Raw genomic sequence first — 19,166 nt, 5'->3', positions numbered from 1 at the left:
GAAAAATGTTATTAAAGCTTTTGCTTCAAAAGCTCATTTACTTTTGCTGGATTAAACGCTCCCTTGCCTTCCTTCATAACCTGCCCTACAAAAAAGCCAAATAGCTTATCTTTTCCGCTTTTGTATTCTGCGACTTTGTCGGCGTTTGCGCCTAAAACTGCGTCGATTATAGCGATTATCGCGCCGTCATCGCTAACTTGTTTTAAGCCAAGTTTTTCGATTACGCTATCGACGCTTTCATCATTTTCCATTAAGAAATCCAGCACCTCTTTTGCCGCTTTTTGGCTGATTGTGCCGTCTTCAATGCGGGTTAAAAGCTCGTTCATTTTCGCGCTATCAACAGGGCTGTTTTCGATAGTTACGCCGTTTTTAAGGCGGCCGTTTAGCTCGACATTTAGCCATGTTACGCATAGTTTTGGCTCGCGCCCTGCGTTAATCAAATCCTCGAAATACTTCGCATTTTCATAGGTTGAGATGATGACTTCTGCGTCCTTTGGTTTGATACCAAGCTTTTCGACATAGCGAATTTTTTTCTCATCAGGCAGTTCAGGGATATTTTGCCCCTCTTTCATCATCTCATCATCGACTATCACAGTTAGCAAATCAGGATCAGGGAAATAGCGATATTCTGCGCTATCTTCCTTGCTTCTCATTGATTTGGTTACAAATTTATTCGTATCAAAAAGCCTAGTTTCTTGATAAACTAGCTCGTCGTATTTGCCATCTTCCCAAGCTGAAATTTGGCGCTGGACTTCATATTCTATGGCTTTTTGGATAAATTTAAATGAATTTAAATTTTTGATTTCAACGCGAGTGTAGAGCTTGTCATCGCCTTTTGGACGAATGCTGACATTGACATCGCAGCGGAAAGAGCCCTCTTGCATGTTTGCGTCGCTGATATTTAAAAAGCGCAAAATCGAGTGCAGTTTTTTCAGGTATGCCACAGCTTCATCGCTAGAACGCATATCAGGCTCGCTTACGATTTCAAGAAGTGGCGTTCCTGTGCGGTTTAGATCGACTAGGCTTCTGCCGTTTTCGTGGCTGTTTTTACCCGCGTCCTCTTCTAGGTGCGCTCGCGTGATACCTATGCGCTTTTCCGCTCCGTCAATATTGATAAAAAGCTCGCCGTTTTCGACGATAGGGATTGTAAATTGTGAAATTTGATACGCTTTTGGCAAATCAGGGTAGAAATAGTTTTTTCTATCGAAAATCGACTTGCGATTTATGGTCGCATTGACCGCGGTGCCAAAGCTTATGGCCTTGATAACAGTTGCTTTATTTAGCACAGGAAGTGCGCCCGGCAAGGCTAGGCAAGTAGGGCAAACATGGGTGTTTGCTTTATCTCCGAAGCTAGTGGCGCATGAGCAAAAAATCTTGGTTTTTGTATTTAATTGACAATGAACTTCAAGTCCGATTATGGTTTCAAACATAAATTTTACCTTTAAAACAAAATTCTGTGATTTTACTACTAATTAAATTTGAAATCGGTTAAATTTTGAAATTTCAGCTCAAAATTTGGCAAAATTTGAGGCTAAATTTTACTTTTTGTTTTCTAATTGCTCTTTTAAATCGAGCAAATCGACTAAAAGGCAGGTGATGATGACACACACGACCCCGGGAACTGTGCAGATTAGCAGAAATTTAAGACCTAAAAAATAAAATGCAGGATATGAAAAAAAGATAAACGCACCGACGAAAATCAGTCCGAACGATGCGCCTACCAAAAAGTATAAAAAATTGCGTTTAAAATTAATGCTCATCAACTACTACGGCACCAGCTAGATAAACATAGCTAAGAACCATAAAAATGAAAGTTTGCAAAATCGCCATAAAGGTTAGTAGCGCATAAGGCACCATAGGCACGAGCGCAGGGAATAGCGTAAGCATAACCAAAAGGAACATATCATCGCCCTTGATATTTCCAAAAAGACGGAAAGATAACGACACAACGCGCGCGAAGTGTGAGATAAGCTCGACGATAAACATAAATGGCGCAAGAGCCTTTACTGGACCCATGAAGTGTTTGAAATATCCTACGACACCATGCTCTCTAATACCCTCGAAATGGTAATAAAACCACACACAAAGTGTCAAAGAAAGCGTCAAATTTAGGCTAGAAGTAGGGGATTCAAAACCAGGAATTAGACCGATAATATTGCTTAAAAATACAACCAAACCAAGAGTTGCTACAAGTGGGAGATATTTTTTGGCTCTTTCTTCGCTACCCATTGTGTCCTTGCCGATAGATAAAACACCGCCAACATAAGCCTCAGCGATATTTTGCATACCGTGTGGGACGAGTTGAAGTGAGCGAGTAGAAAAAATCGCAATAGCTATAATGATAGCAACTACTAAAAAGAAATAAAATAGATAAATAAAAGTGTGGTCGTAAGTAAATAAACTACCAGCGAACAAGAATATGTCTTTTAACATAAATTACCTTTTGGGATTAAAATTTTGCGCACATTTTACCTTTTTAATCGTTAAATTTGGTTTAAAATTTGAGCGAATTTAAGCAATTTGTTGCGCATTTTGCACTTCTTCTTCCATAATCGCGATATGCTTTGCGCGCTTGATTTTAGCGTCATCTTTGAAGGTCGCTCTGACCTTATCCATGCCTGTGTAGAACTCCTTCATCAAAATCACGCAAAGATATTTTCCAAACTGCGTCGTGGTGATTTTGCCGCTTTCCACGCGGATTGCGTTTGAAAGCCTAAGTAGCGAGATTTCGCGCCCTAGCTCTTTGCGTAAATTTATGCCGTTTGCGCTTTGGAATTTTGCCATGTCAATCTCGCCGTTAAAAAGCTCGGTCAAAAATATATATTTTGCCCTCTCACTCTCGCTAAAATCGCATGTGGCAATCACTGTGCTTTTGCCCTCTTTGATACGAGCTGAATAATCGCTTAGGTTGAAAGCATTTATCAAAAGTCTGCCGTCCAAAAAGCTAAACGCACCGCTTCCAATGCCCAAATATTCGTGGTTTGCGCCCACATACTCATCGGCGATATTTGAGCTTTCCCTCGCAAACGCCCATGAGTTGTTTTTGTGCCACGAGCTAAATTCATCGCAGATTATTTTGTAAAATTCCTCTTCATTATCCACACTGCTTATGCCTAAATTTCGCGCAATTTGATCGCGCATTAGAGGCGATTTCATTAGCGGATACATGGTGATTTGCTCTGGATTTACGGATTTTGCCATAGCGATGTCGTGGAGTAAATTCTCTTTTGTTTGAAATGGGAAATTAAAAATCAAATCAAGGCTTAAAATCGGCAACACCCCAACTGCCTTGCTTAGTTTTTCGCGCAAAACCTCGCCACTGCCGAATTTCTCATATCTCGCAGCCTTGCGCAAAATTTCATCATCGAAGCTTTGCACGCCCACGCTTAATCTATCGATTAGCCCACGAAACCTTGCAAGCGAGGCAGGATCGATGTGGTTAGGGTCGCTTTCGCATGAAATTTCCTCGATATTAAAAAGCGATTTTGCAAGCTCTAATGTGCGCAAAAGCTCGTCCTCATCGATTAAGGTTGTGCCACCTCCGACATAAAGTGTTTTGAAATCATATCCTGCCTCTTTTGTGCGACGCATTTCTGTTCTAAGTGCGCTAAAATAGGCTTTGCAGGCGTCTTTGTCATAGGCGTATTTGTGAAAAGAGCAATACGGACAAAATGTGTGGCAAAACGGCACATGCATGTAGAGCATGTAGTTTTTCGCTGGATCGGGGATTTTCTCTATATTTTGATCAGAAATATCGATTCTAAGGGAATTATAAAGTGAATTTTGCATTGTTTTACTAGCATATTTTTTGGCAAAATTTTGGATAAAATTTGTGATTATTTGCATAAAGCTTAAACCTTCTTTAAAATAAAAAATTAACTTTTAAATTTAGCGAAATTTATCTTAAAATTCATATAAATCGCAGAAAAATCGTGTATAAAAGCGTCGGAACTGCGATTGTAATCAGTGAATTTCTAAATTTAGCGTGCGCCAAAAATGAGAGCGCCAGACAAAACACGAGCCCGCAAATAGTGGCGAAAAATGCGGTATTTTCGCCATTTTCGCTAAATTTTGGAATCATAGTTTTTAGCGCATAAATCATAAGCACTATCATAATCACAAGCCCGGAGTTTTTTTGCAGATACACGAGCGTGGGGTTTTTGCTCTTTTTTTTAAAGAGCCAAAACGGCAAAAATCTCGTAAGCACGGTAGCTATGCTAGCCATTGCGATATATGCGAAAATCTCCATTGCTAGGGCCTTTCGAAAAATTTGCGAAATGCTAAAAGCGCAAAAATCGCGCAAAGCAGTGTGCCAAAAAGGTAGTATTTCACGGGGAATACAAACAGCCCCGCAAACGCGCAAATAAGGCTAAAAATCAAAATTTTATGCTGTGGGTTTGATTTAAACATTTCGTAACTTAGCATAGCAAAAAGCGCCACAAGGCTAAATTCAACCCCGCTAAAATCGATATTTAAACTAGCTCCAAGGATCGATCCAATCGCCACACCGCTAATCCAATACGAGTGGTTAAAAACAGCCGTGAGATTATAAATCAGCCCTAGCTCGCGCGCTCTTTGCTCGCTAATACCATTTTTGCGCTCATCATCGCTTAAAAAAACGCGAGTTTTAAGCAGGGCAAATGTCTCATCAGTAAGCGCATAAATGGGATAAATTTTGCGTGGGATTGCGCGCAGTTCGTCGATGAGCGACATTGTGTAGAAAAAATGGCGAAAATTTAGCAAAAACGAGATGATAAAGGTATCTATCAGCGAGGCGCCAGTTACGATAAACGCCACCAGCACGAACTCCACGCTCCCTGCATAGACTAGCAGGCTAGTTATCATCATCACCCAAAACTCCAATCCCTGCGAAATGCCGTAAATTCCAAACGCGATTCCAAGCGGAATATAGCCTAACATAACCGGTATTGTGGATTTGAAAATTTCGAATTTGCTCATAAGACGGGGTAAAATTTCGCCCAAAAAGGGCGAAATTTAAATTTTAAGATTCAATGTAGGTTTTGAGTTTGCGACCGATTTTTGGGTGTTTTAGCTTTTTGATCGCAGAACTTTCGATTTGGCGCACGCGCTCTCTGGTGATATTTAGCTCTTTGCCGATTTCCTCTAAGGTGCGGTCGCTCTCATCGTCTAATAACCCAAATCTCATGCGAATCACCGTGCGCTCGCGATCGTTTAACTGCTCTAAAATATCGTCGATTTGCTCTTTTAAATCTGATTTTAGGATTTGCTCGATTGGCGAGATTGAGTTTTTATCCTCGACAAAATCGCCGAATTTGCCGTCGTCCTCGTTGCCGATTGGCGCTTCTAGGCTGATTGGTTCTTTTGTGATTTTGATGACTTGCTTGACCTTATCCACGCTAAGTCCCACTTCCTCGGCGATGACATTGATATCTGGTTCTTTGCCACCTTCTTGGATATATTTGCGTGTGATTTTGTTTATGCGATTGATAGTTTCAATCATGTGGATTGGGATACGGATTGTGCGGGCTTGATCGGCGATTGCGCGTGAAATGGCTTGGCGTATCCACCATGTGGCGTATGTAGAAAATTTGTATCCTCTGCGATACTCGAATTTATCCACAGCCTTCATAAGTCCGATATTTCCCTCTTGGATTAGATCCAAAAACGGCAAACCGCGATTTGTGTAGCGTTTGGCGATACTGACGACAAGACGCAAATTTGACTTTGCCATGCGCGCTTTTGCGTTGTCGCTTATGCGTTTGCCTCGCTTGATTTGCTCTAAAATTTCTTTTAGTCTCTCAGGCTCTAAGTTGAAGCTTTTTTTGCTTGCCTCTTTTGTCAAAAATAGCTTTTTGATATCCACATAAGTCGATACCATGGTCGCTTCTGGCACACGGGCGATGATATCTTCTTTGCTTAGTTTTGTTATGTCTTTTAGGATTTTTTCGTGGTTTTCACGAAGCTCTTGGCTAAACATTGGAAGCTTGTATTCTAGGCGTTTTAGCTCTTTGTCAAACCCTGCGTCGCTTTTAAGGGCTGTTTCCATGGATTTGACGATTTCGGTAATTAGCTTGCTAGTTGGACCCAAATCCATAAGTTTTTCTTTTAAAATTTTCTTTTTAAATGCCAAATTTAGCTTAGATAGTGTGTCGTTGCTATCTTTGATTTGTTCGGCGTTTTTTTCGGCAAATCTCATCCACTCTCTTTTGGCTTTGTCTAGGGCTTTGAAGCTTTCGATGACTTTTAGAGTGCGTTTGTCGTTTTTCTTAGGGGCTTTTTTGACCTCTTTTTCCTCATCTTCGCCCTCGCTCTCATCATCGCTAAAATCATCGTCGATTTCCTCGTCCTCAGCTCCCTCTTCGTCGCTATCATCAAAGCTTTTGAAAAGCTCTTTTACACGGCGTTCGCGGTTGATTAAAGGCTCTTTGTAATCCAAAATAAAGTCGATTAGGTATGGCACAGAGCAAAATGCGTCGATGATGATATCCTCGCCAAGCTCGATTTTTTTGCTGATTTCTATTTCGCCGTCTTTGGTCAGAAGCGGGATTTGTCCCATTTCGCGCAGATACATACGCACTGGGCTATCAGAACGCGACCACTCCAAAAGCTCGACATCATTTGAGATATCAAAATCATCGTCCCAGCCCTCGTCAAGTAGCCTTTTTTGGGTAGCTTCTTTTAATTTTGCGTCCTCGATATTTCGGATTTTTGAAATTTCAGCAGCCGAAATCAGCTCCACATCGTATTTTTTGATAAGAGTTTCGATTTTTTTTACGACAGCTGTCTTTGGAGCTGTATCGAAAAATTTAATCAATCTTTCAAAGGTTATGTAGCTTTTTTGGTTTTCTTCAAAAAATTGTTCAAGCGTAGAGTTAAGTTCTTTTGCTGATACTGCCATCAAATCTCCTTGTCTGCAAAAATAACCTTTAATTATACCCAAATTTTATAAAACAAAACTTAAACTTATAAAAAATTCCCAAATTTAGGGCAAAATTTCAAAATTTAAAATTTGGCTGAATTTTTGAAATTTTGCAAAATTCATACGCTGTTTTTTGCTCGAATTTGATTTAAATTTAATCTAAGTTTTGCTAAAATCAAAAGTTTATTTTAAAACTGAAAAGGTGAAAATTATGGCAAAAGTATGGAAGTTTGCAGACAATATCGACACGGACATCATCATCGCGGCTAGATATTTGAATACATCTGATGCAGATGTGCTTGCAAAGCACATTATGGAGGACGCTGACAAGGATTTTTATAACAAAATTTCGCAAGGCGACATCATCGTAGCTGGTAAAAATTTTGGTTGCGGCAGCAGTAGAGAGCACGCTCCAATGGCGCTAAAAGCGGCAGGTATTTCGTGTGTAATCGCGAAAAATTTCGCTAGGATTTTTTATCGCAATAGCTTCAATATGGGGCTTTTGATTTTAGAGTGCGACCAAACTGATGAAATTGGCGAAGGCGATGAGCTAAAAATCGATTTGGATAAGGGAATAATCCAAAATTTGACCCAAAATACGCAGTATAAATTCGGCGCAATTCCACCATTTATGCAAAAACTGCTAAATGCAGGTGGCGCGATAAATTATGCGAAATCTCAAATGAAATAATTAAGGAAATTTATGAAAACTTATAATGTTTGCGTCATAAAAGGCGATGGAATCGGTCCTGAAATCGTGGAAGAAGCGGTTAAGGTTTTAGATAGTGTGAGCCATAAATTTGGCTTTGAGTTAAATTTCGACTACCATTTAATGGGCGGTTGCGCTGTCGATATTTTCGGCGTTCCGCTCCCTGATGAGACACTAAATGCCGCCAAAGCAAGCGACGCTGTGCTTTTTGGAGCGATTGGCGGGGCTAAATGGGACAATTTAGCGCGACATTTACGCCCTGAAAGCGGACTTTTAAAACTTAGAAAAGAGCTTGGTGCGTTTGCAAACCTGCGCCCGGCAATCATTTTTGATGAATTAATCAATGCTTCCACTTTAAAACCAGAAACCGTCAAAGGCGTGGATATCTTGGTCGTGCGCGAGCTAACAGGCGGAATTTACTTCGGACAACCACGCGAAAAACACGAAAAAAGCGCATTTAACACTATGGTTTATAGCTACGAAGAGATCGAGCGAGTATCGAAAATCGCCTTTGAAGCGGCGATGAAACGGGGCAAAAAAATCACACTAGTCGATAAGGCAAATGTGCTAGAAACTAGCCAGCTTTGGCGCGAAGTAGTCGCGGAGGTGGCAAAATCATACCCAGAAGTTGCGCTCGAACAAATGTATGTCGATAACGCTGCAATGCAACTCGTGCGCGATCCTAAGCAGTTTGATGTGCTACTAACTGAGAATTTATTCGGCGATATTTTAAGCGATGAGGCGAGTATGATTTGTGGCTCGATTGGACTTTTGCCAAGTGCTAGTATCGGTGGCAAGGTAGGAATCTACGAGCCGATTCACGGCTCTGCGCCTGATATCGCAGGTCAGGGAATCGCAAATCCGATCGCAACCATAATGAGTGCTGCGATGATGCTACGATACGCATTTAATGAGGTCGAAGCGGCGCAGTGTATCGAAAACGCCGTGAAATCGGTCTTGCGCGATGGATACCGCACCAAAGATATAGCGAAATTTGACGCCAAAGAGATCTGCTCGACAAGCGAGATTGGATCAATCATCAGCGATTATACGCATAAATTTTAATCTGAGCGCAAAATGGGCGAAGCGATAGAAGAAATCCTAAAAATGGAGCGCGAGGGCGATTTTTACGGCGCTTTGGCACTTGCTCGCACGCTCTTGCGCGTAGATTCAAACGACAGCGACGCGAGGGTGGCATTTGCCAGAGTTAGATTAAATCACAGGATAAAAAGCGGTGTAAATATGCAAATGAGCGAGATTTTCCTAAGTCCTGGTGGGCATAAAAATCGTGAGCTTAAAAGGTGGCTAATAAATGGATTATGAGAACGAATTTAACGATATCATTAACGCTGTAAAAAGCGAAATCAAAGCGCAAAAACAGGTGCAAAATTCGCAAAATTCTACCAGCGCGGTGAGTTTTGCTGAGTTTATCGAGCATTCAAACGATGAATTGAGCGCTGATTTAAACAGCGACGAGATTGCGCAAAATTTGGGCGATGATGATAGCTTGAATTTTAGCGAGATGAATTTTAATACTCCTAAAAGCAAGGCTAGCGCAAACAGCGATGAGGTGGCGTTTTTAAGCGCGATTAGGGAGCGGATATTGGTGCTTTTTGAGGGGCTAAATTCCTTCGATAGCACAGATATCGAGGCTAGGGTCGAGCTGAATTTGAAATTTATGGAATTTTTACTTGCGAGTATCGAAAACAGACTTGAAAATCTATCAAAATAGCGATTTTATCGCTATTTTTGACCTTCTTAAAAAATATACAAAAAGAGCGTATTTCGTTGGCGGTTTCGTGCGCGATTTTTTCTTGGGGCGCGAAAGTGGCGACATCGACATCGAAGTTTATGATATAAATCCGCAAAAATTTAGCGAAATTATGGGCGAGCTTGGCGCACTTGGGACTGGAAAGCAGTTTTTCGTCTATAAATTTCACAATTTCGACATTGCTCTGCCTCGCACCGAAAATAAGGTCGGAGTGGGGCACAAAGCCTTTGAAGTCGCCCTTGCAAATGACGAAAAAATCGGTGCTAGGCGCAGGGATTTTACGATAAATTCGATGATGATAAATATTTTTAGTGGCGAGGTGCTAGATTTTTACGGCGGGTTAAATGATTTAAGGGCCCAAATTTTGCGCGTTGTCGATGAAAAAAGCTTCGTCGAAGATAGCCTAAGAGTGTATCGCGGGGTGCAGTTTGCGGCGCGGTTTGGCTTCGATATCGAGCCAAAAAGTTTGGAATTAATGCGCCAAATCGATACTTCTGATTTGAGTGTGGAGCGGATTTGCGCTGAGCTAATCAAGCTTTTTAGGGCTAAATTTCAGGGTTTGGGGCTAGTAATCTTGCACGATTTGGGGCTTTTTGAGAAAATTTTTGGCGTGCAAATTTCGCGGGAGCGGTGCGTAAAAATCGCAAATTTTATCGATAATGGGCGGAAATTTGTAAGCGACGAGGCGTTTTTTTTATACGCAGTTTTAAATTTGCTAAACTTAGACAAAAAGCAAATTTTAGAAAATTTAAAGCTAAATTCGCATTTTAGGCGCATTATAAACGAGCCGTTTTATAAAAAAATTAATGATGAAAAACTAATGCAAATTTCACTGCAAATGCCGATAAATTCGTGGCTGGGTGCGTATAACCAAACTCGCGTAAATAGTGCTAAAAAACTTGGAATTTATGAGAAAAAATTTATTTCAAAAATTAAAAGCGAAGCCATCATAAATGACGGCTTTAAAGGCAAAGAAATCGCAAACGAAATCAAACGCCGTCAAAAAGATGAAATCAAAAAATATTTAAAGGAAAGATAAAATGAAAGTATTTGGGCTGTTACTTAAATTAATAAAATGGGTTTGTATTTTGATAGTAATTTTAATTTTATTGCTAGTATTGTATATTATTGCTTTTTATACTATTAGTTCTATTTCTCAGCCATATCGTGAATTTATCAGTGCTAGGCATGATAATTTAGAAGAAGTTAAGATATTAAGCGAAGCTAAACCAGAAGAATTGCTTTTATATCGTAGAAAAGAGCAAACAAATCTTTCTGATAGTGCAACCGATATTTGCTATGTAAGCTATATCGGGCTTGATAAAAGTCATGGCATAACACCAGACAAACTAGAAAATAACGGATATAAACAAATTGAAAAAACACATTGTGTTGCAGATGCGAATAACTTAGCTGATTTAAAATCATCTTTTGCGGCACCAAATTTTAGCTATTTGGGACATGTTAAGGGAAATAAAGAGTTTTTAGTTTTTGGTTCTAAGAAAAATTTAGATATTACTTCTATCAGTGATACAAAGACTCAAATTTGGCATAAAGAGGGCTATGAGATTGTTTTATATCCACAAGAAAATATCATTAGGGTCAATAGACTATGGACTGAATGCTGGGGTTTTCTTGGTATGTGTAATTAAAAGCGTAAATTTAGAGAGTTTTTAGTAAAATCATCGGTTTGAATTAATAAGGAAGGCTTGATGTTTAATATCGTTTTAGTAAATCCCGAAATCCACACAAACACAGGCTCGATTGGGCGCATGTGCGTGAATTGTGGCAGTAGATTGCACCTAATCAAACCGCTTGGTTTTGTCATTGATGATAAGCATTTGCGTAGAGCCGGTCTTGATTACTGGGCGAATTTGGATTTGAGAATTTGGGAGAGCTGGGACGAATTTTACGCGGCAAACGAGGCACACAAAGAGCGATTTTTTTTCGCTACGACCAAGACAAACAAGCTGTATTACGAGGCTAAATTTCAAAAAAACGATTTTATATTTTTTGGCGCAGAAGGTCATGGTTTGCCACTTGATATAATGAGAATAAATCGTGAAAATTGTATAACAATTCCCATGACTGCGCTTGGGCGAAGCCTAAATTTGGCTACGAGCGTGGGTATTATCACATACGAGGCGATTCGCCAAAATCTGGGCGAATTTGATTTTAGGAGCGAGATTTGCGAATTTTAGCCCTTCTTTTCGTCGCACTTGCACTCTTTGGCGCAGAGCTGAAAATCGCCACTTACAATGTCGAAAATCTCTTTGACGGCGAAAACAACGGCAACGAATACGAGGATTTCCGCCTAGAATCTGGCAAATGGAACAAGACAAAATATAAAGAAAAATTAAATAAAATTGCGAGCGAAATTTTAGAGATAAACGCTGATATAATCGCACTTCAAGAGATTGAAAACGAAGGCGTTTTAAAGGCTTTGGCAAACAAAACGCAGTATAAATTTTATAAATTTTCAAACCCCAAATCAGCCCCAGCTGGCGTGGCGGTGCTATCAAAAATCCCGATAATTTCGAGCGAGTATTATCGTATGAGTAGCGTCAAAACCCGTGATATATTAAGAGCGGATTTTGAGTTTGAGGGGGCGAGATTTAGCGTGTATGCCCTGCACATGCTTTCTGCACGCAATCCTATCGGGGATAGAAAAAAGAGTTTTGATTTTTTAGCAAGTGTCATAAAAAACAAAAAAAACAGCGTGATTTTGGGCGATTTTAACACCGGCATTGGCAAAAATTCGCTTTTAAACGAAATTTTGGGCGAGGGCAAATTTGTCGATTTGTGGAGCGATAATGTCTGCTTCGCAAATAAACTAATCGCGTGCAAATCCCACGATAGCGGGGCTTTGCTAGATCATATTTTGCTTAGCGATGATTTTTTTGGCAAGGCAAAATTTGGCTATAAAAAAGGCTCGTTTAAGGCCGAAAGCGTGGCGCAAAGCTCCGATCATATCGCGCTTAGCTTTGTTTTAAGCAGTGAAAAAATTTCACCAAACAAACCCAAAAGCTTAGCCGTGCAAAACCCAAATTTAGAGTTAAAAGAGGCGCAAATTTCTGAAATTTACGGCGATGTAAATTCTGCCCCATTTATCCTAAAAAACGCAGTCGTAACCTACACCAACAAGCACGGAAGCGCGATTTCGCAAGGTAGCAAGGGTGTGTTTGTGTATGGGCTAAGTGGCGTTAGCGTGGGCGATAGGCTAGATCTTGCCGTGCAAAAAGCTAAAATTTATAGGAAAAAATTCGAGCTTAGCGAGGCAAAAATCCTCAAAAACCACGGAAATATCGGCAGTATCGAAAAATACACGCTAAAAGAGATTAACTATCACACCCTCTCTCCGGGCGATGTCGTAGCGCAAATCTGGGGCGATGTGACGGACGGGCAAATCGTGGTAAGTGGGCGAAAATATAAAATTTATTCCAAAAAAGGCAAAATCAAAAATCAAAAAAATGCAAAATTTAATAACGCGTATTTTACGATTTATGATGAGCAAAAGGAGTTTATAGTTCAATGATACATCTGCTTATGATGACCGCATTTGTGCTGTTTATGGCGTTTTTGGTCATCGGGTTTAACAAACAAATGATAGAAAAAAATAATAAACGAAATCAAGAAAAGGAAGAGAAAAATGAAATTACTTATTGAAATCGGAGTCGAAGAACTCCCAGCAATCCCGTTTTTGAAGGAATACAAAAACATTGCGCCAAAATGGAGTGCGGTTTTGGAAAAATACCGATTGCAAAGCGAATTTAGCTTCGAATTTACCCCTCGCAGATTTGTCATCTGCCACGAAAATTTCGCTAGCACACAAAGCGACAGCCTCATTGTCCAAACTGGCGCGCCAAAATCAGTTGCCCTAAAAGACGGCGCATGGAGCAAGGCCGCGCTAAGCTTTGCTAGCAAATGTGGCATTAGCGAGAGTGAATTGAAATTCAAAGAAATTGATGGCAAAGAGGTGCTGTATTTTGAGAGCGTGCAAAAAGGTGAGCCTAGCAAAAGCGTGCTAGGTGCGATGATTGAGGAGTTTTTGGGTAGTTTAAATTTCGGTAGAGCTATGCGCTGGGGCGAGGGCAAATTCGAGTTTATCCGCCCGCTTCGAAGTGTGGCTTGCTTGCTAGGAAATGATAGCGTGGAGTTTGAAATTTACGGCGTAAAAAGCGAGCTAGCGTTTTTCCCACACAGAAGTTTTGGTTATGAAAAGGTGAAATTTACTAGCGCAGAGGAATACTTTGCGCTTTTGGAAAAACACGGCGTGATTTTAAGCGCGCAAAAACGCAAAGAAAAAATCCTAGCCGAATTTAAAGAAATCGAGAGCGCAAATGGCGTTACAATCGAAATCGACGAGGATTTGTTAAGCGAGGTTGTCGCCATTACCGAGCACCCAACCGCGCTACTTGGCAGTTTCGAGGCTGAATTTTTGGCAGTGCCAAAAGAGGTAATTATTACTTCAATGAAGGAAAATCAACGCTATTTCCCAGTTTTCAAAAATGGCAAGCTAAGCAACCATTTCGTCGTCGCAAGCAACGCAATCACCGATGATAACAGCCTAATCGTGCGTGGAAACGAGAAAGTTTTGCGCGCAAGATTAAGCGATGCGATGTTTTTTTGGCAAAGCGATCTAAAATCAGGGCTAAATCCAGAAAAACTAAAAAGCATTTCGTATCTAAGCGGGCTTGGCTCGATTTATGATAAGCAAGTCCGCGAAATCTCTGTCGCAAAAGAGATTGCTAAATTTTGGGATAAAGAGTTAAGAGCCGAGTTTGGCGGGGATTACACTGGCGCGCTAGAAGAGGCGATAATGCTTAGCAAAGCGGATTTGGTTAGCACTATGGTGGGCGAATTCAGCGAGCTTCAAGGCATTATGGGAAGTTACTACGCTGCGCATGCGGGCAAAGACAAGCTAATCTCTCGCGCGATTTATGAGCAATACCTGCCAAATTCCGAGGACAGCGAGCTTCCTGTGGGCGTATTTTCGTCGCTCGTGGGGGTTGCTACGAAATTTGAAAGCCTAGCAGGTCTATTTAGCATAAATAAAATTCCAAGCGGAAACAAAGATCCTTACGCACTGCGCCGCGCGGCCGCTGGAATTATCAAAATCGTGCAAAATTTGGGGCTAAATTTGGATTTGGGGGCGTTGGTTGAAAATATAGCGGTGCAATATTCTGGGCTTGATAGCGATAAATTGTTGGATTTTATCAAAGATAGACTTTATGCTATTTACGATGTCAATCCATCTATTATAAAAGCGTGCCTAAACAGCGGCGAAGATGATATAAAGGCTCTTGGTAGCGCGATTATGGCGCTGGATAAAATTTCAAAAGATGAGAAATTTAAGGATAATTTCGACACCTTCAAACGCCTATCAAATATCATAAAAGATGAAAAAATCGGTGCTGTCGATGAAGCGCTTTTCCAAAACGAAGCTGAGGGCGAGCTAAATTCGGCGTTTAAGGCGATTAGTGTGAGCCAAAACGAGCCTGAGGCTTACCTAAATGCGCTTTTTGGCTTAAAAGATAAAATCGATATGTTTTTTGAAAAAGTAATGATAAATGTAGATGATAAGGCTATCAGGGCAAATCGTATCGCAAATATCGGTCAAATTTACAATGCGTTTTTGCGTGTGGCTGATATCAAAGAGATTAGTTTTTAAATTTTAATAAAGGAGTAAAAATGAAAAGGTTAATTTTAGCGTTTTTTGCTATGTTTTTTCTAATCGGTTGTGGTGGCGGTGCCGAAGATACGGCCAAAGCATGCGTAGAGGCTATATATAAAGGCGATACACAAAAGGTCGTTAGCCTGATCTATCTAAGCGAAGCAGAGATGAAAGATGAAAGCATAAAACCGATGCTAGAAGGCAAGCTTGGTATGGGAATTGCGGGTGCTATGGATAGGGCTAAAAAGCACGGCGGTGTAAAAAGCATTAAAATTGTCGATAAAAATGTCGGCGCAGATGTCGCAAAGGTCGATATCGAGGTCGCTTTCAAAGACGGAACCACCAAAATGGAGCCTACTAGCTTACGCAAAAATCACAAAGGACAATGGCGAATTTTGCTTAACTAACGAAATTTAAGGGGAAAAAATGAAAAAAGTATTTTTATCAGCTATCGCAATGGTTTTTCTAGCAGGTTGTGGGCAAAGCCCTGAGGAAGTGGTGAAAAGCTATGTCGATTCGGTAGGGTGCAAAGGAGATATCGAAAAAGGCGCGAGCCTAGTGTATCTAAGCGAAAGCCAAATGAAAGATGAAGCCACAAAGCGCAAGGTAGAGAGCAAGCCAGACTCGATGTCAGGCACCACCACAAGAGACGCTATGAGGCGCGGAGGGTGCAAAACAATCGAAATCACCGATAAAAATATCGGCAAAGACGCTGGCAGAATGAAGGTCAAAATAACCTTTGGCGACGGCACTACCGAAGAACTTGACGCCAGGGTGCGCAAAAATCATCAAGGCGATTGGAAGGTAGTATGGCGATAGTTTATGAAATTTAAATTTTCGCTTTTTATTTTTTTGGGATTTGCGCTTTTTTTGGCGGTGCAAATCCCGCAAATCCGCCAAAATTTACCGCAATTTTTCCAAGATAAAAGCTTAAAATTTCAAACCCTAAATTTGCAAAATTTAACAAATTTGCCAAATTTGGCGCCCAGCGATCTGGTTTTTCGCCTAGGCGATGAGTTTGATAGCGCGCTAATCGCGCAAATGAGCGAGTGGAAGTATTCACATGTGGGGGTAGTGATAGATACTGCGCCGACACAAATCCTGCACGCAATCAGCGACAAGCGATACGCTCAAAACGGCGTTGTGATAAGCTCGCTAGATGAGTTTGTATCTCGTGCGCGTAAATTTGGCGTAGCAAGGATAAATTTTTTAAGCGCACAAGAGAAGCGAAATTTGATAAATTCGCTAAATTTACGCGTGGGTGAGGAGTTTGTTTTGGCAAAATCGACTGAGCCAAATTTGTATTGCACCACGCTAATAGAGCATGAAATCGCGCAAATTTATCCAAATTTCGCCCCCGCTTACACCTATATTGACGCGCCGTTTTTTCGTGGCAAGTATCTATTTCCACGCGCACTTGCTGAATTTAATGGCACCGAAATGATTTACGAGAGCGAGTGAAATTTCGCCATGAATTTAGCTATGAAATTTAGCTGTGAAATTTAGTGAGAAAATTCGGGCATAAAAAAAGCTTGCCAAATTTGGCAAGCTTTGTGTGTCCGACGAGAATTTTATAAAACCTTAGTAATCTAACTCTGGTTTTGGAGTAGCATCTGTTCTAGCTGGCAATACTGGGTATTTTAGAGCTGCATCAGGTAGTTTTCCGCTTAGAGCGTTGAAGAAAGTAACGATTTTGTTTGCTTCATCATCGCTGATTTCGATACCAAGTTGAACGCTACCCATTGCTTTAACAGCGTCTTTTAGTGACCAGATTGCGCCATTGTGGAAATATGGAGCTGTATCAACAATATTTCTTAGAACTGGTGCTTTAACCATACCGTTAGCATCGCCTTTGAAATCGCCAACATTAGCGAATTCGTATTTGCCTGCTACTTCGAACGGTTGCATTGTGCCGCCTAGGTTGATTCCGTTGTGGCAAGATACACAACCTTTATCGATAAATGTTTTTAGACCCTCTTTTTCGGCGTCAGTTAGGGCTTTTGAGTCGCCGTTTAAGAACTCATCATATCTTGATGGAGTTACAAGTGTTCTTTCGAAAATTCCTACTGTTGTAGCGAATAGATCGAAAGTGATTTTTGTATCTTTGCCATAAGCATCTTGGAATTCTTTAACATAGCCAGGGATTGAGTTAAGTAGTTTTTCTACGCTCTCAGGAGTTGCAGCCATTTCAGGAGCAGCTGTTGCTGGACCTGCTGCTTGCTCAGCTAGGTGAGCTGCACGACCATCCCAGAATTGCGCTGAGTTGAACACTGAGTTTAGTGTTGTAGGCGCATTGATATGGTGTGGGTTTGGAGTCCATTTGTGACCTGTTGAAGCTGGAACGCCGTCAGTTCCGCCGATTGCTAGGTTGTGGCAGGTATTACAGCTGATGATTCCACTTCTTGAAATTCTTGGGTCAAAATATAATTTTTTACCAAGTTCAACTCTTTTGTCAGTTGTTGGGAAATCTTTTGCATCTGGTGCTGCGCTCTCTGCAAGTTTTGCGATTTCAGCAGCAGTTTTAGGTAGTGCTTGTAGGCCACTATCTTTTGCAAGTTTTGCCAAATCATCAGCTGCGAATACTGAGCTAGCAACAACTACTGAACTAAGTAATAAAAACTTAACTTTCATTTTCCTCTCCTTTAAAAAAATGTAAATGGATTTTAAAATTTATTAAATAAAAAGTTACTTAAAAATTTAAGCGAAATAATAAAAATTCTTAAAAAAAAAAAAGATATAATTTATCGCAAAAAGGTGCTAGAACATAAAAAAATTACAAAATTTTATTAATTTAAGTTTTTTTTAAATTTAAAGCCGAATTTCTTCGATTTCTTGATAAATCACCCGAAATTTATCATCGATTTTAAAGTCCTCGTGAAAATGCCCAAAATACCACTTTTTGAACTCTATTTTGTCGTAAAAATCCTGCAAAATTTTCGAATTTACATCATCAATTTTCGCTGCCATTGATAGTTTTATCACGCGCGGTATGACAAATCTGGGGCAGGTGTGCGTGATAATGATATCGACATTAAAGCCGTGTTTTGCGAGGTTTGCGTTCGCTTCGCAGATATCGGCCTGGCTTATCATTTCGCCCTCCCACCACGAAAAGCCAAGCTCTCGCCTATCTCGGTCGATACTAAACGCGCCACCCATGGTGAAAATTTTGCGCCCTGCGATTTCATAGACTTGCCCCCTCATTAAATGATACACACTTTGCGAAATTTTATGCACTTTGCCACCAGCAAATTCGCTGATTTCATAGGCGTTTAATCGGTCGAAATTTTCATGGTTGCCGTCGATAAAAAGCGTGGTAAATTTACGCTCGTTGAAGTATTTTAGCCACTGCTCCTCGCGCGCGTCGCTTTGAAACATATTCCAAACAAAGCCAAAATCCCCAGCGATGATTAAAAAATCATCTTTGCAAAGCGCACTTTCGAATTTCTCAAACTTCTTAAATCGCGCCATTTCGCCGCTAAACCCGCGCCAGCCGCCGTGCGTATCGCCTGTGATAAAAATTCTATTCATTGCCTGCCTTTTTAAATTTTTGTTTGATTTTTGCTTTTGCGATATTTATTTTATGCGTAAAATCCTAAATTTATGGAATTTTCATTATGTTTTAAATTTTGTATTTACCAAAATACTGACCCAAAAAACGATTACAACTATAAAATTGAAATTTTTGTATTTTATCGGAAACGAAATAAAGCTCAAAGGAAAATTTGGTGGTGTCCCGTGCAGGCTTCGAATTATACCTTTGAATATCCATAAAATAGGGATTTTATTATTTTATATTTTTATAAACTTACCTTATTACTTACTATAACTATGAAAATTATTAGAAAATATGTAAATTTTAAAATGGAGAAGTGTAGCATATTTTTCCTTTTACAGAATAAAATTTTGTTTAAGTTTCGAATAAAAAGTATAGAAACCTTAAATGCAAATTTTTAGTAGTTTTTGCTTAATTAAAACTTAAAAATACAATTTTAGCGATATTGCTACGATTTTTAATGCCTTTAAAATCGTATGAAGCCCCTTAAAATGGGAATTTTAGTCTTTTTTAGCCTTTACGGTTTTAAAATGGATTAAAATCGTAGGAAAGCCCTTA

At 40.2% G+C, this 19,166-nt stretch carries 22 protein-coding genes; 13 read left to right on the top strand and 9 right to left on the bottom strand.

The features are described from left to right. Positions 1-11 precede the first annotated feature (11 nt). From gatB to rpoD, 7 genes are all read right to left on the bottom strand, one after another. Positions 12-1,430, bottom strand: coding sequence for an Asp-tRNA(Asn)/Glu-tRNA(Gln) amidotransferase subunit GatB (gene gatB / locus OFN91_RS05655; protein WP_270873569.1), 1,419 nt, complete (start codon positions 1,428-1,430; stop codon positions 12-14). Between the two features lie 108 nt (positions 1,431-1,538). Further along, the gene (locus OFN91_RS05650; protein ID WP_270873568.1) at positions 1,539-1,724 is read right to left on the bottom strand and encodes a hypothetical protein; all 186 of its coding nucleotides are present in this window, start codon (positions 1,722-1,724) and stop codon (positions 1,539-1,541) included. A gap of 25 nt (positions 1,725-1,749) precedes the next feature. After that, positions 1,750-2,433: a F0F1 ATP synthase subunit A gene (locus OFN91_RS05645; RefSeq protein ID WP_270858236.1), complete on the bottom strand. Its 684-nt coding sequence runs from the start codon at positions 2,431-2,433 to the stop codon at positions 1,750-1,752. A gap of 78 nt (positions 2,434-2,511) precedes the next feature. Then, positions 2,512-3,846 carry a coproporphyrinogen III oxidase family protein gene (locus tag OFN91_RS05640; protein ID WP_270873567.1) on the bottom strand — a complete coding sequence of 445 codons (1,335 nt, stop codon included), beginning with the start codon at positions 3,844-3,846 and terminating at the stop codon, positions 2,512-2,514. A gap of 64 nt (positions 3,847-3,910) precedes the next feature. Further along, positions 3,911-4,249 (bottom strand): AzlD domain-containing protein, encoded by a 339-nt coding sequence (locus tag OFN91_RS05635; RefSeq protein WP_270858234.1) that lies wholly within the window; start codon positions 4,247-4,249, stop codon positions 3,911-3,913. A gap of 2 nt (positions 4,250-4,251) precedes the next feature. Then, the gene (locus OFN91_RS05630; RefSeq protein WP_270873566.1) at positions 4,252-4,959 is read right to left on the bottom strand and encodes an AzlC family ABC transporter permease; all 708 of its coding nucleotides are present in this window, start codon (positions 4,957-4,959) and stop codon (positions 4,252-4,254) included. A 43-nt stretch (positions 4,960-5,002) separates the two neighbouring features. Beyond that, a complete protein-coding gene (rpoD, locus tag OFN91_RS05625) occupies positions 5,003-6,880 on the bottom strand; it encodes an RNA polymerase sigma factor RpoD (RefSeq protein ID WP_270872237.1) in 1,878 nt (625 codons plus the stop codon). A 232-nt stretch (positions 6,881-7,112) separates the two neighbouring features. On the opposite strand from rpoD, the gene OFN91_RS05620 reads away from it, so the two are divergent. Genes OFN91_RS05620 through OFN91_RS05560 form a run of 13 tightly spaced genes read left to right on the top strand, consistent with a single transcriptional unit; the run spans position 7,113 to position 16,516 of the window. Continuing rightward, entirely contained in the window at positions 7,113-7,592 is a 480-nt protein-coding gene (locus OFN91_RS05620) for a 3-isopropylmalate dehydratase small subunit (protein WP_270868740.1), read from the top strand. A gap of 12 nt (positions 7,593-7,604) precedes the next feature. Next, positions 7,605-8,675, top strand: a complete 1,071-nt coding sequence (gene leuB / locus OFN91_RS05615; RefSeq protein ID WP_270873565.1) for a 3-isopropylmalate dehydrogenase — start codon at positions 7,605-7,607, stop codon at positions 8,673-8,675. 12 nt (positions 8,676-8,687) lie between these two features. Continuing rightward, positions 8,688-8,933: a hypothetical protein gene (locus OFN91_RS05610; protein WP_270873564.1), complete on the top strand. Its 246-nt coding sequence runs from the start codon at positions 8,688-8,690 to the stop codon at positions 8,931-8,933. Beyond that, a complete protein-coding gene (locus OFN91_RS05605) occupies positions 8,923-9,342 on the top strand; it encodes a CiaD-like domain-containing protein (RefSeq protein WP_270873563.1) in 420 nt (139 codons plus the stop codon). Before OFN91_RS05610 ends, OFN91_RS05605 begins: the two co-directional genes overlap by 11 nt. Then, entirely contained in the window at positions 9,323-10,420 is a 1,098-nt protein-coding gene (locus tag OFN91_RS05600; RefSeq protein ID WP_333720468.1) for a CCA tRNA nucleotidyltransferase, read from the top strand. Before OFN91_RS05605 ends, OFN91_RS05600 begins: the two co-directional genes overlap by 20 nt. Position 10,421: 1 nt before the next feature. After that, complete coding sequence (locus OFN91_RS05595; protein ID WP_270873561.1) at positions 10,422-11,033, top strand: hypothetical protein; 612 nt, start codon at positions 10,422-10,424, stop codon at positions 11,031-11,033. A gap of 60 nt (positions 11,034-11,093) precedes the next feature. Beyond that, on the top strand, positions 11,094-11,582 hold the full coding sequence (locus tag OFN91_RS05590; protein ID WP_270873560.1) for a tRNA (cytidine(34)-2'-O)-methyltransferase: 489 nt from the start codon (positions 11,094-11,096) through the stop codon (positions 11,580-11,582). Continuing rightward, the gene (locus tag OFN91_RS05585; RefSeq protein ID WP_270873559.1) at positions 11,570-12,916 is read left to right on the top strand and encodes an endonuclease/exonuclease/phosphatase family protein; all 1,347 of its coding nucleotides are present in this window, start codon (positions 11,570-11,572) and stop codon (positions 12,914-12,916) included. The genes OFN91_RS05590 and OFN91_RS05585 overlap by 13 nt, the downstream gene beginning before the upstream one ends. Next, complete coding sequence (locus tag OFN91_RS05580; protein WP_270858223.1) at positions 12,913-13,047, top strand: hypothetical protein; 135 nt, start codon at positions 12,913-12,915, stop codon at positions 13,045-13,047. The genes OFN91_RS05585 and OFN91_RS05580 overlap by 4 nt, the downstream gene beginning before the upstream one ends. Beyond that, positions 13,031-15,052 carry a glycine--tRNA ligase subunit beta gene (gene glyS / locus OFN91_RS05575; protein WP_270873558.1) on the top strand — a complete coding sequence of 674 codons (2,022 nt, stop codon included), beginning with the start codon at positions 13,031-13,033 and terminating at the stop codon, positions 15,050-15,052. Before OFN91_RS05580 ends, glyS begins: the two co-directional genes overlap by 17 nt. Positions 15,053-15,072: 20 nt before the next feature. Then, positions 15,073-15,462, top strand: a complete 390-nt coding sequence (locus OFN91_RS05570) for a DUF4878 domain-containing protein (protein WP_270865118.1) — start codon at positions 15,073-15,075, stop codon at positions 15,460-15,462. 19 nt (positions 15,463-15,481) lie between these two features. Beyond that, positions 15,482-15,874, top strand: coding sequence for a DUF4878 domain-containing protein (locus OFN91_RS05565; protein ID WP_270873557.1), 393 nt, complete (start codon positions 15,482-15,484; stop codon positions 15,872-15,874). A gap of 3 nt (positions 15,875-15,877) precedes the next feature. Beyond that, complete coding sequence (locus OFN91_RS05560) at positions 15,878-16,516, top strand: YiiX/YebB-like N1pC/P60 family cysteine hydrolase (protein WP_270865120.1); 639 nt, start codon at positions 15,878-15,880, stop codon at positions 16,514-16,516. Between the two features lie 120 nt (positions 16,517-16,636). On the opposite strand, the gene OFN91_RS05555 is transcribed toward OFN91_RS05560, so the two are convergent. Together OFN91_RS05555 and OFN91_RS05550 are read right to left on the bottom strand one after the other, a co-directional pair. Beyond that, positions 16,637-17,686, bottom strand: coding sequence for a cytochrome-c peroxidase (locus tag OFN91_RS05555; protein WP_270858218.1), 1,050 nt, complete (start codon positions 17,684-17,686; stop codon positions 16,637-16,639). A gap of 177 nt (positions 17,687-17,863) precedes the next feature. Continuing rightward, the gene (locus OFN91_RS05550) at positions 17,864-18,583 is read right to left on the bottom strand and encodes a metallophosphoesterase family protein (protein ID WP_270873556.1); all 720 of its coding nucleotides are present in this window, start codon (positions 18,581-18,583) and stop codon (positions 17,864-17,866) included. Between the last annotated feature and the right edge of the window lie 583 nt (positions 18,584-19,166).

It is taken from the genome of Campylobacter sp. JMF_08 NE1 (assembly GCF_027737875.1).
In the GTDB taxonomy this organism is placed as follows: Bacteria; Campylobacterota; Campylobacteria; order Campylobacterales; family Campylobacteraceae; genus Campylobacter_B.
Note: the sequence above shows the minus strand (reverse complement) of the source record. Positions and strands in the feature narration are given on the sequence as shown.

What these genes read in the sequence shown, in the direction of transcription:
- gatB (WP_270873569.1), bottom strand. Translation starts at nt 1,430, where the DNA reads ATGTTTGAAACCATAATCGGACTTGAAGTTCATTGTCAATTAAATACA.
- OFN91_RS05645 (WP_270858236.1), bottom strand. Translation starts at nt 2,433, where the DNA reads ATGTTAAAAGACATATTCTTGTTCGCTGGTAGTTTATTTACTTACGAC.
- OFN91_RS05640 (WP_270873567.1), bottom strand. Translation starts at nt 3,846, where the DNA reads ATGCAAATAATCACAAATTTTATCCAAAATTTTGCCAAAAAATATGCT.
- OFN91_RS05635 (WP_270858234.1), bottom strand. Translation starts at nt 4,249, where the DNA reads ATGGAGATTTTCGCATATATCGCAATGGCTAGCATAGCTACCGTGCTT.
- OFN91_RS05630 (WP_270873566.1), bottom strand. Translation starts at nt 4,959, where the DNA reads ATGAGCAAATTCGAAATTTTCAAATCCACAATACCGGTTATGTTAGGC.
- rpoD (WP_270872237.1), bottom strand. Translation starts at nt 6,880, where the DNA reads ATGGCAGTATCAGCAAAAGAACTTAACTCTACGCTTGAACAATTTTTT.
- OFN91_RS05620 (WP_270868740.1), top strand. Translation starts at nt 7,113, where the DNA reads ATGGCAAAAGTATGGAAGTTTGCAGACAATATCGACACGGACATCATC.
- leuB (WP_270873565.1), top strand. Translation starts at nt 7,605, where the DNA reads ATGAAAACTTATAATGTTTGCGTCATAAAAGGCGATGGAATCGGTCCT.
- OFN91_RS05610 (WP_270873564.1), top strand. Translation starts at nt 8,688, where the DNA reads ATGGGCGAAGCGATAGAAGAAATCCTAAAAATGGAGCGCGAGGGCGAT.
- OFN91_RS05605 (WP_270873563.1), top strand. Translation starts at nt 8,923, where the DNA reads ATGGATTATGAGAACGAATTTAACGATATCATTAACGCTGTAAAAAGC.
- OFN91_RS05595 (WP_270873561.1), top strand. Translation starts at nt 10,422, where the DNA reads ATGAAAGTATTTGGGCTGTTACTTAAATTAATAAAATGGGTTTGTATT.
- OFN91_RS05590 (WP_270873560.1), top strand. Translation starts at nt 11,094, where the DNA reads ATGTTTAATATCGTTTTAGTAAATCCCGAAATCCACACAAACACAGGC.
- OFN91_RS05580 (WP_270858223.1), top strand. Translation starts at nt 12,913, where the DNA reads ATGATACATCTGCTTATGATGACCGCATTTGTGCTGTTTATGGCGTTT.
- glyS (WP_270873558.1), top strand. Translation starts at nt 13,031, where the DNA reads ATGAAATTACTTATTGAAATCGGAGTCGAAGAACTCCCAGCAATCCCG.
- OFN91_RS05570 (WP_270865118.1), top strand. Translation starts at nt 15,073, where the DNA reads ATGAAAAGGTTAATTTTAGCGTTTTTTGCTATGTTTTTTCTAATCGGT.
- OFN91_RS05565 (WP_270873557.1), top strand. Translation starts at nt 15,482, where the DNA reads ATGAAAAAAGTATTTTTATCAGCTATCGCAATGGTTTTTCTAGCAGGT.
- OFN91_RS05560 (WP_270865120.1), top strand. Translation starts at nt 15,878, where the DNA reads ATGAAATTTAAATTTTCGCTTTTTATTTTTTTGGGATTTGCGCTTTTT.
- OFN91_RS05555 (WP_270858218.1), bottom strand. Translation starts at nt 17,686, where the DNA reads ATGAAAGTTAAGTTTTTATTACTTAGTTCAGTAGTTGTTGCTAGCTCA.
- OFN91_RS05550 (WP_270873556.1), bottom strand. Translation starts at nt 18,583, where the DNA reads ATGAATAGAATTTTTATCACAGGCGATACGCACGGCGGCTGGCGCGGG.